The organism is Proteus sp. fly-1013 (assembly GCF_040140245.1).
Classification (GTDB): domain Bacteria; phylum Pseudomonadota; class Gammaproteobacteria; order Enterobacterales; family Enterobacteriaceae; genus Proteus; species Proteus mirabilis_B.
The window spans coordinates 95,504-107,356 of sequence record NZ_JBEEWD010000007.1 but is presented as its reverse complement, the minus strand read 5'-3'; the positions used below and the strand labels follow the sequence as shown (position 1 = coordinate 107,356).

12 protein-coding genes are annotated in these 11,853 nt (G+C 38.0%); 5 read left to right on the top strand and 7 right to left on the bottom strand.

Annotated features, from left to right (window positions below; all coding sequences use genetic code 11):
* Window positions 1–121: 121 nt before the first annotated feature.
* The 4 genes from chbR to ABN236_RS14195 all read right to left on the bottom strand — a co-directional run bounded on the left by chbR (window position 122) and on the right by ABN236_RS14195 (window position 3,169).
* Window positions 122–979 carry a transcriptional regulator ChbR gene (chbR, locus tag ABN236_RS14210; RefSeq protein ID WP_088494269.1) on the bottom strand — a complete coding sequence of 286 codons (858 nt, stop codon included), beginning with the start codon at window positions 977–979 and terminating at the stop codon, window positions 122–124.
* Between the two features lies 1 nt (window position 980).
* Entirely contained in the window at window positions 981–1,328 is a 348-nt protein-coding gene (gene chbA / locus ABN236_RS14205; protein ID WP_088494268.1) for a PTS N,N'-diacetylchitobiose transporter subunit IIA, read from the bottom strand.
* A gap of 61 nt (window positions 1,329–1,389) precedes the next feature.
* Window positions 1,390–2,748 (bottom strand): PTS N,N'-diacetylchitobiose transporter subunit IIC, encoded by a 1,359-nt coding sequence (gene chbC / locus ABN236_RS14200; RefSeq protein ID WP_088494267.1) that lies wholly within the window; start codon window positions 2,746–2,748, stop codon window positions 1,390–1,392.
* 94 nt (window positions 2,749–2,842) lie between these two features.
* On the bottom strand, window positions 2,843–3,169 hold the full coding sequence (locus ABN236_RS14195; protein WP_069369489.1) for a PTS sugar transporter subunit IIB: 327 nt from the start codon (window positions 3,167–3,169) through the stop codon (window positions 2,843–2,845).
* Window positions 3,170–3,622: 453 nt separating this feature from the next.
* Here ABN236_RS14195 and ABN236_RS14190 point away from each other — a divergent pair, with 453 nt between their 5' ends.
* Genes ABN236_RS14190 through ABN236_RS14175 form a run of 4 tightly spaced genes read left to right on the top strand, consistent with a single transcriptional unit; the run spans window position 3,623 to window position 7,306 of the window.
* Window positions 3,623–4,588 (top strand): siderophore ABC transporter substrate-binding protein, encoded by a 966-nt coding sequence (locus ABN236_RS14190; RefSeq protein ID WP_349474276.1) that lies wholly within the window; start codon window positions 3,623–3,625, stop codon window positions 4,586–4,588.
* 4 nt (window positions 4,589–4,592) lie between these two features.
* A complete protein-coding gene (locus ABN236_RS14185; RefSeq protein WP_075674003.1) occupies window positions 4,593–5,555 on the top strand; it encodes an ABC transporter permease in 963 nt (320 codons plus the stop codon).
* Window positions 5,542–6,549: an iron chelate uptake ABC transporter family permease subunit gene (locus tag ABN236_RS14180; protein WP_088494265.1), complete on the top strand. Its 1,008-nt coding sequence runs from the start codon at window positions 5,542–5,544 to the stop codon at window positions 6,547–6,549. The genes ABN236_RS14185 and ABN236_RS14180 overlap by 14 nt, the downstream gene beginning before the upstream one ends.
* 1 nt (window position 6,550) lies before the next feature.
* Window positions 6,551–7,306: an iron ABC transporter ATP-binding protein gene (locus ABN236_RS14175; RefSeq protein ID WP_088494264.1), complete on the top strand. Its 756-nt coding sequence runs from the start codon at window positions 6,551–6,553 to the stop codon at window positions 7,304–7,306.
* Between the two features lie 80 nt (window positions 7,307–7,386).
* On the opposite strand, the gene ABN236_RS14170 is transcribed toward ABN236_RS14175, so the two are convergent.
* The gene (locus ABN236_RS14170; protein ID WP_349474275.1) at window positions 7,387–7,941 is read right to left on the bottom strand and encodes a TetR/AcrR family transcriptional regulator; all 555 of its coding nucleotides are present in this window, start codon (window positions 7,939–7,941) and stop codon (window positions 7,387–7,389) included.
* Window positions 7,942–8,027: 86 nt separating this feature from the next.
* Between ABN236_RS14170 and ABN236_RS14165 the strand changes: the two genes are divergently transcribed.
* Complete coding sequence (locus ABN236_RS14165; RefSeq protein ID WP_349474274.1) at window positions 8,028–9,518, top strand: MFS transporter; 1,491 nt, start codon at window positions 8,028–8,030, stop codon at window positions 9,516–9,518.
* Between the two features lie 207 nt (window positions 9,519–9,725).
* On the opposite strand, the gene ABN236_RS14160 is transcribed toward ABN236_RS14165, so the two are convergent.
* Window positions 9,726–10,541: a phosphoribosyltransferase family protein gene (locus tag ABN236_RS14160; RefSeq protein ID WP_349474273.1), complete on the bottom strand. Its 816-nt coding sequence runs from the start codon at window positions 10,539–10,541 to the stop codon at window positions 9,726–9,728.
* Window positions 10,542–10,746: 205 nt separating this feature from the next.
* Window positions 10,747–11,532 (bottom strand): AraC family transcriptional regulator, encoded by a 786-nt coding sequence (locus ABN236_RS14155; RefSeq protein WP_088495979.1) that lies wholly within the window; start codon window positions 11,530–11,532, stop codon window positions 10,747–10,749.
* Window positions 11,533–11,853 lie beyond the last annotated feature (321 nt).

Sequence of the window (11,853 nt, the reverse complement as noted above, 5' to 3'; positions counted from 1 at the left end):
TATTAATGGCGAAATTAAGGCGTAAAGAGCCATGAAGAAAATAAGCTTATTTTCTTCTTTCTCTCTATTTTCAATAAAATTAATCTTTATTGTTGATTAATTTCTTACGCTTAATAATGAATTAGTTTGTTTCTTTAATACTGTATAAATTTTTCCGATAACTATTTGGTGTCAGCGAAGTTATTTTCTTAAATGTCTTAATAAATAAACTTGGACTGCTGTAACCTGCATCAAAAGCAATATCTGTTATCGAGTAGTTTGTAATTTCCAATTGTTTTTTAGCAAAATTAATTCGAATATCATGAATAATTTGCATCGGTGTTTTATCGTAATAACGCCGAGTTGCTCGGGTTAAATACTCTTGTGATTTTCCTGATAGCATTACCATATTAACCAGTGCATTTTCGCCAAATTTTTGTTTGTCATGCATCTCGCTTACAGTCTCTCTTAGCCATAAAGGAATATCATCTTGCGTTCTATTTTCTCGATGGTGTCGTAATCTATTCACCACATTAAAGGTGACAATTTCAATAAATTCATTAAATTCGGTATGGCGGAAATTTAATGAGCCAATGACCGATTCAATATAGGAAAGAAACTCATTTTTTAATTCATAAACTTGTGAAGCGATAAAATAAGAAGGCAATAACGAGAGGTAATGTTTATCAAAAAAGGCTTTACTAATTCCCACATTTAAAATGCGTGTTGCCCCAAAATCATAAAAACTTTGATGATGAGAGCCGATGGGGATAAAAACAAAATCACCCCGCTCTAATAAAATCTTTTTACCATTAATTTCTTGATAATAGCGCCCTGTTAATACAATGGTGAATTCATAATAATCATGTTGATGCAATCCACTGACACTTTCTGTTTTATTATAAATAAAGACATGAAAGTTTTTGCCATTAAATAGCTGATCTTCATAGACCATGCGTATTTCGCTTTGTGCTCTCAATGACTCCACCACAGTATTCATCTTATTTTATCTTCTCATGTAGCTCGATTAATTCCGTCACTAACTCTCTGGCTAACATCGATGTCATTAAATGATCTTGCGCGTGAACTAATACCAAGCTGACTTTTGTTTTGCCCACACCTTGGTCATCACCAATTAAACGAGTCTGTATTTTATGCGCCTCATTTAATGCTTCACGAGACTGTTCCATTAATTTTCTAGCGCCATCAAAATCACCTTCTTTGGCTTTTTTTAATGCGCCATAAGCCACACTACGAGCTTGACCTGAATTAATGATAAGCCCCATGATGATCTCTTCAAATTCATCATCAGTTGCACTGCTATCAACGGCATTTTCAATATCTAACATCATATTTCCTCTTTGACACTGGCAAGTGCAGAGAAACCTCTGCACTTGTGTTTTCTATCACTTAAAATTTCAATGCATTGGCAATATCTTCTTCACTTTCTTCTTTTTCAATTTCAGTTTGAGCTTTATTTGAAATAATCACGAAAGGAAGATAAATCAGTGTGGCAACACCTAAGTTAAATAGTGCTAATAACAGTGCCGCAATACTACCGTTGGTATTAAAGAAAGCACCTAGCCCAGTTGGCATTGTCCACGGCGCAATATTTGTCACTGGTGGGATTATCCCTAAGTAATAAGCAGTCACAGTAATAGCGGCAAGAATAGGCTGAATAAGAATAAATGGAATAAACATCACAGGGTTCATAATCACAGGTAGACCAAAAATAATCGGTTCATTAATTTGGAATAAACCTGCTGGCAGTGCCAGTTTTGCCACTTGACGATGATCGGCACGACGAGAGGCGATAAAGATTGCAATAATAAGCCCCAGTGTTGCCCCTGTACCCCCTAAGAAGATAAAGGAGTCTAACATCGGTTTCGCCCAAAGATGGAACGTTTTACCCGCTGCAAGTGCAGCTTCTACTGAACCGTACTCAGTATAGATGGAGACGTTCTCTAACGCCCAAGGCGTCATAATACCACTATCAAGTGCAGCAAGTGCGAGCGAACCATGAATACCAAAGAACCACAGTAGAGAGGTGAAAATAACGTATGCCCAACCAACCACTGAGCCCATTGATGCTAATGGTGTTGAGATAGAATCTAAAATAATTTGATGGAAGTTCGTTTCATACGTCGCTAATCCCCACGAAACAATCCCCATAATTGATAAGATAATAAAACCCGGAATTAATGCAGAGAACGAACGTGAAACAGAAGCTGGTACGCTATCAGGCAAACGGATAACCCAGTTGCGACGCACAATAAAGGTAAACATCTCAGCCACAACAAGACCAATAATGATACCTGAAATAATATTTGCCCCACCTAACCAGTTAGCGCCTACTGCATAAGCACCACCTGCGTTATAAGGTGTGACTGTCATAAAGGCAGCAATAGAAAGTAAACCTGCCGCAATTGGGTCAACTTTACGCTCTTCTGCTAATGCCATTCCGATAAAGAACGGCGCCATCAACGACATTATCCCTAATGTACCATTATAGACATTCCCCCCTATGGCTTTAAAACCATTGAGCGTTTCTATTGTTGATGCATCAAGGCGGATACCTAAAGAATAAAAGAAGGAGCCATCACCAAAACTAAGAAAAACGTTATTGATAAGTACAAACATTGCCCCTGCAAGGGTTAACGGCATTAAACGAATAAAGCCATTCTTAATTGCATTAACGTGAGGTTGCTTTCCAATTTTAACCGCAAAAGGAAGGAGTACCTTTTCAAGTGAACCAATAAACTTACTCATAGAAAAATACCCTTAAAATGCCGCTAATTGCTCGGCTTGCTGAAAAATTCGCTCTTTGACTGGAATAGAAATAATAAAAAAATAAAAAATAAAATTAATTTGTTGTTGCAGATGCTTTTTTAATAGAGGCGACAGCGGCTTTTAACACACCTAAGCCATCTACTTTTCCGTATAACAAAGAATCGATCACTTCGACCGGTTTATTAGGGAGTAATTTTTGGATATCAGGCAACATCCAGCTAATTTGTGGACCAAGTAAAATCAGATCTGCATCCTGTCCTTTTTGTGCTGCTAAGGTTTCAGGAAATGCTTCAATGACCACAGGCACTTCATATTTTTCTGCTTGTGCTCGCATTTTGGTCACGAGAAGAGATGTTGACATGCCAGCAGAACAAAATAAGTAAATATATTTCTTTTGCATAAAACCCTCTTGAGTTGGCAACGATTTACCCTAGAGATAACAAGGCTTTCTCTTGTGCATTCATTACTGTGTCAGTACAGAAACCGAAGTAAGATTAAAATAAGGATTGTTTCTGCTTGAATGAAGTATACGCAATGATACTAGTTAACGATATTTCTTATAGGTTAAGAATTGTCTCTCCTTGACCTACTCTTTTGACACTCTTCACAAATTGAGCAAATAATCTGAAGAGTTCTTTCACGTCACGAAATTTGTCTTTTCCATTTACACCGATGACCACTCGCAAAATTTCGCCATTTTAGTCAAGTTAATCCTTTATTATTATGAGAATGTGAATTAGTATCATTACTCTTTATACTTTTGATGGTATTATCGTCTTCTTTGTGGATCGACATTTAGGCCACTGCTGTAAAGATCCGTGTTATTTCGTGTTGCAACAATATGGGAAAGAGAATGTTTAAAAAGTCATTAAGCCCACTGTTTTTACTGCTTTCTTCACTTGTTATCGCAGGTTGTGATAACGCTCAAGACACATCAACAGCACAATCAGCTGAGAAACAAACTCTCACGATTGAACATTTCCAAGGGACAACTGAAATCCCTGCACATCCACAAAAAGTGGTTGTGATGAATATGGAAACCCTCGATATTATTGATGCATTGGGTGTTTCTATTGTTGGTCTTCCACAAACGAATGTTCATTTACCAAAATTCTTAGAGAAGTACACCAATCCAAACGACTATATCAATGAAGGTGCATTATTTGAGCCGAACTATGAAAAGCTCAGCACAACAGCACCTGATTTAATTTTAAGTGGTAGTCGTGCTCGTGATGCGTATGCAAAATTAAGTGAAATTGCACCTGCGATTTCAATGGATATCGATCCTAAGCGTTTCGTTGAAAGCCTTGCTGAACGCACAACAACATTAGGTCAAATTTTTGGCAAAGAAGAACAAGCTAAAAAATTACTGGCTGATTTCCATAGCAAAATTGATACCGTAAAAGCCAAAACACCCGATGCAGGTAAAGCAATGGTGGTTTTAGTCAGTGGCGGTAAAATTTCTGCTTATGGTCCAGGCTCTCGCTTTGGCTTTATCTATGATGTATTAGGTTTTGAACCGGCTTATGTTTTTGATAGCCCAGGTTCTCACGGCAACATCGTTAACTCTGAATTACTGTTAAAACTGAACCCAGATTGGATGTTTGTTATTGACCGTGATGCAGCAATTGGTCGTGAAGATTCACAACCAGCTAAACAAGTTCTTGATAATGCACTGGTCAGAAAAGTAAACGCTTGGAATAAAGACCAAGTTATCTATCTTGATGCAAGTTCCATTTATATCTCTGGCGGGATCCAAACTTACTCTCGCTTAATGGATACAATTAATCAGGCATTGGATCAAAAAAAAATAAAGTAACTGAATGAAAACGTTCCATTTATCATTGGGGATAGGAGGTATCGCTATCCTCTCAATGATCAGTCTATTTGTCGGCGCAGGAGATATTACTCCTGCTTCGCTTTTTTCTGATCCCGATATGCGCGATATCTTCTTTATCAGCCGTGTTCCAAGAACCCTGTCATTATTACTCGCCGGTGGAGCCATTAGTGTTGCAGGCTTAATCATGCAACTGCTCACCCAAAACCGCTTCGTTGAGCCTTCTCTTGCCGGAACCACCCAATCTGCAAGTCTTGGTTTATTAGTCGTCATGCTGCTCTTTCCAGCTGCTGGCATCTTTACCAAAATGATGGTTGCCACTGTTTTTGCCCTGCTTGGTACTTTGTTGTTTATGTTGCTTCTGCAAAGGATCACCTTAAAAACAACACTGATAGTGCCTTTAGTCGGCATTATGCTCAGTGCAGTTATTGGCGCGCTCACCATCTTCTTAGCGGTGTATTTCGATTTACTGCAATCATTAGATGCATGGACTAGTGGCGATTTCTCAAGTGTGCTGCAAGGCCGTTATGAGCTGTTATGGCTTGTCGGTGCGCTGGCAATTATGGCGTGTTGGGTTGCAGATAGCTTTACTGTTGCCGGAATGGGGAGAGAGTTCTCCATTAACGTAGGGCTGAATTACCGCAAAGTGATGATAATAGGGTTATCGATTATCGCGCTTATCAGTGGTGTTGTGGTTTCTGTTGTCGGTGCATTGCCTTTCCTTGGTTTAATTGTGCCCAATCTGGTGAGCTTAGTGATGGGGGATAATATCCGTAAAACCATCCCTTGGGTTTGCTTAAGTGGTGGCGCGATTGTTTTACTGTGTGATGTGATTGGTCGCCTTATTCGCTACCCATTTGAAATTCCTGCCAGCGTTATCTTAGGGGCTGTGGGTGCCATTATTTTCCTTTTCTTACTACTAAAGCAGCAACGTTATGCAAAAAGTTAATTCATCCATAATTAGCAAATGTACTGGCGCTGTCGAACATAAGAAAACGCGCCTCTCCCCCATGTCTCGTATCTGGTTATTATTAGGGGCATCGTTATTATCTATTGTGTTATTTATGACGATAAACCTAAACGGCAATATCTCTTATATTCTGACTCACCGCGCTTACATTATTCTCACCATGATTGTGGTGGCGTTTGCTGCTGGTGTTTCGACTATTCTGTTTCAAACCATTGCCAATAATCGCATTTTGACACCTTCACTTATGGGGTTAGAAGCCCTATTTGTGTTACTACAAACCGTATTTGTCTTCTTTGAAGGCGATATGCCTGCATCGTGGATGCTGAACCTATCAAAGTTCTTCTTAGAATCGACATTGCTCGTGCTATTTTCGGTTGTACTTTATCGTTGGTTGTTTAGCTCAGTACGCTTTAACATTAATTTAGTCCTGATGATTGGGATTATCTTAGGGACTCTATTTCGCAGTTCCGCCACATTATTACAACGCTTGATGGACCCTAATGAGTTTTCCATCTTACAAGGTCGCATGTTTGCCACTTTCACCCGCGCCACGCCTGATCTTATCTTTTGTGCCTTAGCGATTATTGTGGTTGTTGGTATTTTACTTTGGCGTATGCGTTATAGCTTTGATGTAATGGCATTAGGGCAAGCGAATGCCATTAACCTCGGTATTAATTACCGCAAACAGACCACATATATTCTGTTACTGATTTCTGTTTTAGTTGCCGTTTCTACCGCTTTAGTTGGTCCATTAACCTTCTTGGGTTTAATTGTGGCTAACCTTGCTTATCATATCAGTGGCAGCAGCCAGCATCGTTTCTTGATGCCTGTCGCCTTCCTACTGGGTACTATCGCCTTAATCGGTGGGCAACTGGTTTTAGAGTATGGCTTAAAAATGACAGGAACACTTTCTGTTGTGATTGAGTTTGTTGGTGGGATGTTCTTTATCTATTTGGTGTTAAGAAGACTTTAATATGATTGAAATCAGCAAAATATCAAAACGTTATCAAGACACAACCGTTCTCGATAATATAACAACAACAATTCAACGTGGCGGTATTACTTCGATCATTGGCCCTAATGGCGCGGGTAAATCCACACTACTTTCTGTTATTGGACGTTTATTACTTCCTGAAAGTGGCATGGTAAGCGTTAACGGTATGGATGTTGCTGCAACTAATAGCGATGTTCTTGCTAAAAATCTCTCAATACTGCGCCAAGAAAACCAATTTGTTAGTCGTTTAACCGTAGAAGAATTAGTTGGCTTTGGGCGTTATCCTTACAGCAAAGGGCGTTTAACGCTCGATGATAAAAAAGTGATTGATGAGTCACTCGCCTTTTTGAATTTGACTGAATTTCGTCATCGCTATCTAGATGAATTATCGGGTGGGCAACGTCAGCGTACCTATGTTGCAATGGTGCTATGTCAAGATACTGAATATGTCATGCTTGATGAACCGCTTAATAATCTTGATATGAAACACGCGGTAATAATGATGAAACTTCTGCGAAAAGCCGCAGATGAATTAGGAAAAACTATTATTATCGTTATTCATGATATCAATTTTGCCTCTGTTTACTCTGACTATATTTTAGCCATGCGTAACGGACAACTGTATTATCACGGTTCACCCAAAGAGATCATGAAAGCAGATATTATCGAAGATATCTTCGACACACCCGTTGACGTTAAAGAGCTCGATAATAAGCTAATTGCTATGTATTACTAATTACAACGTATTACTAATGCCGTTTAGCCGATTATCTTCAATAAAAAGCATGTTGTTCTTCTCATTAACAGCGTGCTTTTTTATTGCCTTTTCCCTTGCTGAAGTAACTCTGAATCAATATCTTCAAAGATAGATTGCCATTCATTATCATCAATATCCATTAATCCAAAATAACGCAGCAAAAAGGTACCTTCTGTTGCTAAAAATGCCAATCGTGCGCGTTTTCCCGCTTCTGTTGTCGTATCGATACCGGCTAATCGTTGTTGATACCACTCTTTAGTACTTTGTAGATATTCTGGAGTTTGTAGCAACGCTGCCATCAAACTAGCGCCTTTGGCAAAAGAGACTTTATCGTGATGATGTGTGGCATGGATATGTGCAGCAACTCGATTTTCAGGGGAATTATCACTTTCAACTATCTTATTAAATTGAGTTTCATAACTCTCTTCCCAAAAATCAAACATTGCATCAATCATCGCCTCTTTACTGCTAAAACAGTATTGAACGCCCCCTTTTGAGATCCCCATTTTTTTTGCAACAGTATCAATCGTTAACGCTGCTGCGCCCTGCTCCATCACAATGTCGAAGATAGCTTCTAGCAGTTTTTCTCTATCAATAGTTCTTTGACGTCCCATAAAAAAACCTCTTTTCAATACGGTCGTATGGATTTATATTATAGCCGCTAGTAAAAATAATACACATAAAAATAACTGAGATTTCTATGATAAAAGATTATAAACGTTGGATAGTATTACTTTTGGTATCTAGCATGCTGTTTCTCATTGTTGTTGATGTAACAGTGCTTTATACCGCATTACCACGTTTAACTCATGATTTAAACGCAAGTGCATCAGAGAAACTTTGGATAATGAATGCTTATCCATTAATTGTTGCTGGATTATTACCCGCAGCAGGTATGCTCACAGATAGGATTGGTCATAAAACATTATTTATTAGTGGATTACCGCTATTTGCACTCGCTTCATTGTGCGCAGCATTTTCACCTTCGGCTACCGCTTTAATCGCTTCTCGGGGTTTTTTAGCTGTGGGCGCGGCAATGAGTATGCCAGCAACACTATCAATAGTGCGCCAAGTTTTTAGCGATCCACAAGAGCGTGCTATTGCAATTGGTATTTGGTCTGCTGTTGCTTCGGGCGGTGCGGCGTTAGGACCTTTAATTGGTGGTATTTTATTAAATAACTTTTGGTGGGGCTCTGTATTTTTAATTAACGTTCCCATTGTTCTTTTTGTACTACCGTTTTCTTTTTGGCTTATCCCTAAGTTTTCAGGACATGGTGATCATAAAATTGATTATTTAAGTTCAATATTGATTTTAGTGGGTTTGATCAGCGCCATTTATGCCTTAAAAGAGATAGGAAAACCTTATACACAGTGGAGTGAAGCCACGATTGCCACAGTGATTGCCGTGATCTTTCTCACTCTATTTACCTTACGTCAGCGTAAACAAGCTCACCCAATGATTGATTTTGGGCTATTTAAAAACCGCTTTTTTAGTATCGGTATTTTAATGGCAGTGCTTTCTATGGTGATCATTGTGGGTATTGAATTACTGCTCAGCCAACGCTTACAGCTTGTCGCAGGTTTTACCCCACTTAATGCAGCGTTGGTCATTTTGCCCATTCCTATTGGCTCTGTACTGGCTTCTCCATTGGCAGGTTATTTCTTGGTGCGTTTAGGTGAAGTTCGCTTAATTATTGCCGGATTTATGCTGACTTTAGTGGGAAATCTGTGGCTAATTGCCGTTTATCAAACAACATCTCCAATGGTATTAATCGGCAGCTTATTCTTAATCGGCTTTGGTTTAGGTATTATTTTTACCACCGCATCGACGTCAATTATGTTGAGTGTGGCAGATAGACAAGCGGGAATGGCGGCATCCATTGAAGATGTAGCTTATGAGCTCGGTAGTGTGATTGGCGTGACATTTATGGGCAGTTTGATGAGTACGGTATACACCTTAAAACTGATGTTACCAGACTCATTAACCATTGATGATGCGGTATATGACAGTTTAGATGAAGCGCTGATTGTGGCAGAGAAGTTACCAAATGACATGGCTTCTCTTGTGATATCTCAAGCAAATTTAGCCTTTGAAAATGCCTTTTTCGTGGTGTTAACCGCGACGGCAATTATTACCGCACTTAGCTTAGTGGCTCTGCCTTATTGCTTGCGTAATAAGGTACGAGAGTAAAATAGTTTTAATAATAGCTATCTGCACATTTTTTGTAGAAATTAGAAAGTAAAAGGAGAGCTTACGCTCTCCTTTTCGGTATTTCTCTACGACAACAATTCTGTTGAAGGATTAGCCGCTGCCTAATCGACTGATATTTGCTCTTTACAAGCTGACCTCAGCCAGGTGCTTACGCGGGTCTCATCTGGATTTTGAGAGCGAGGAGACTCAAGCACACTCTGTGTCATCTTTATATCTTTTTATCTTGATATTATCAAGCCTTTGATTTTGCCGTTTCATTGAACTAAATAGACAAATAGCATGTATAACCGCATTAGGATATTGTTGTGCGATTATTTCTCTTGCTGTAATTAGTGTTGTTCCAGTCGCCATAAGATCATCAACAAGTAGTATTCTTATTCGTTTATAAGAGAGTGATAAGTGTTCATTTAAAATGAATGGTGGAAATATATCCCGATATTTCGTTGGAATTCCTTTTAGTGAAAAATTACCATTATTTCCAACCTCTTTTTCTTGTATTTTAATTTTAAATTCGAGGCTTTTAGCTTCTTTAACATTAACATTTGCACTATCAAGCAGTTGAAAAGCATTATTAACTGTAATTTTTCTTAGCGTATTAGTTAAATGTAACGCATTAAATTTTTTTGCCAACCGTTTTGCTATGATATAACTAATGTTATGAGCAGATGGTATTGATATTATTAATTGATATCCTTGTGATTCTAGCTTCATAATTTTAGTGCAAATTATTTCAAAACTATAATTAAGTTTTTTTATACTTGAAATATTCGTATATAAACCATTTTTTCCTTTTAATGCGTAAATTAAAGGACAGTTATCTCCCAAAAACCGCTGTTTTCTATTATGACTTTGTTTACCAGAAAGAAATTGTCGTTTAAAAACAGCATAAACTTTCAAGTCATTAGCATATTCAATGGTTGGATTTCCTTCTGGCTGGGTTATTAACCAATCAGAGCAATCATGTTGCACGATAACACACTGTTCTTTAATTATTAATCCCACAAATATATTCCATCTAAAAAGAGATGGCATTATAACAACGACAAGATAACAGGGCTATTTTATAAATAAAATATTTATTAAGAAGAATGATTTTACTTATTTAAATAAAATCAACTTCTAAATTAAAATAATAATATATCTATTTTTTAAAACTAATAACTTATCCGACTCATCCATTTTAAATTGAAATAATATAATTATTTTATTAAAACCTATCGATATCCAGTGCATCCATACTAAAGTGAGAAGGTGATTGTCCCATCTGTTTTTTAAACATCGTCGAGAATGAACCAGCGCTGTTATAACCCAAATCAAAGGCAATTTCGGTGATGCCGCGTCCCGATAAGATTTGTGTTAATGAATTCAATAAACAGACTTGTTGTCGCCATTGTGAAAATGACATTCCTGTTTGTTGGCGGAAAAAGCGGCTAAAAGAGCGCTCACTTTTATGTAATTTATCTGCCCACTGTTGCGGTAAAGAATCTATTTTTGGGTTACGAATAAAATCACGACATAATTTAGCTAATTTACTGTCTTGTGGAATAGGTGCAAAAAATGGTAACGGTTTTGCTTTCGCTAATTCACATAAGATTAACTGCATTAAAAGTCCATCTCGCCCTTTTTTATCATATTCTGCGGGCACATCTACGGCTTCAAGCAAGAGTTGGCGAAAAAGAGGGGAAACACTGACAACTTCACATTGTTTGCTATGACGAGGAGCAGCAGAAGGCTCGATATACAAGCTTCGAGTACTCACATCTAACATGCGAGTTTCATGCCCAGTTTCTGGTGGGATCCACACCCCACAAGACGGTGGAATAACCCACTCACCATCATCTGTACTCACTTCAATTAACCCTGTTGCAGGGTATAAAAATTGGGCTCGGCGATGTTGATGCGTTTCTAACAACGTATTGGGTAAATAGTCTGTACCCAGCGCAATAACATCTCGGTCAAGTGAATCAACGCTTTTTAAAGGTACATTTCTCACAATTTGGGTCACTCTCTTTTTATTTTCGTTCTTTTAATATAGCAGTTATCCCACACTCTACACACTGGCAAATAATGACCTATATAATTAAAATCGTTATATATTTAAGTAAATAACGAAAACGCCTTATGTGAAATTTAAACCTTCTTGATATCTATTTAACAAACCCTATTAACAATCAAAAAACGAGCTTTTAACACCCCTTGTAAATAGGCTGAAATTCGAATGTCATTGTCTGGTTTTAGAATGTTGGCAAAAGATTAATCAACTACTATCCCTCTCGCAGATGTTATTTCGAGCATTCTGCAATTATCTATGCAT

What these genes read in the sequence shown, in the direction of transcription:
- chbC (WP_088494267.1), bottom strand. Translation starts at nt 2,748, where the DNA reads ATGAGTAAGTTTATTGGTTCACTTGAAAAGGTACTCCTTCCTTTTGCG.
- ABN236_RS14185 (WP_075674003.1), top strand. Translation starts at nt 4,593, where the DNA reads ATGAAAACGTTCCATTTATCATTGGGGATAGGAGGTATCGCTATCCTC.
- ABN236_RS14195 (WP_069369489.1), bottom strand. Translation starts at nt 3,169, where the DNA reads ATGCAAAAGAAATATATTTACTTATTTTGTTCTGCTGGCATGTCAACA.
- chbA (WP_088494268.1), bottom strand. Translation starts at nt 1,328, where the DNA reads ATGTTAGATATTGAAAATGCCGTTGATAGCAGTGCAACTGATGATGAA.
- ABN236_RS14165 (WP_349474274.1), top strand. Translation starts at nt 8,028, where the DNA reads ATGATAAAAGATTATAAACGTTGGATAGTATTACTTTTGGTATCTAGC.
- chbR (WP_088494269.1), bottom strand. Translation starts at nt 979, where the DNA reads ATGAATACTGTGGTGGAGTCATTGAGAGCACAAAGCGAAATACGCATG.
- ABN236_RS14175 (WP_088494264.1), top strand. Translation starts at nt 6,551, where the DNA reads ATGATTGAAATCAGCAAAATATCAAAACGTTATCAAGACACAACCGTT.
- ABN236_RS14180 (WP_088494265.1), top strand. Translation starts at nt 5,542, where the DNA reads ATGCAAAAAGTTAATTCATCCATAATTAGCAAATGTACTGGCGCTGTC.
- ABN236_RS14170 (WP_349474275.1), bottom strand. Translation starts at nt 7,941, where the DNA reads ATGGGACGTCAAAGAACTATTGATAGAGAAAAACTGCTAGAAGCTATC.
- ABN236_RS14190 (WP_349474276.1), top strand. Translation starts at nt 3,623, where the DNA reads ATGTTTAAAAAGTCATTAAGCCCACTGTTTTTACTGCTTTCTTCACTT.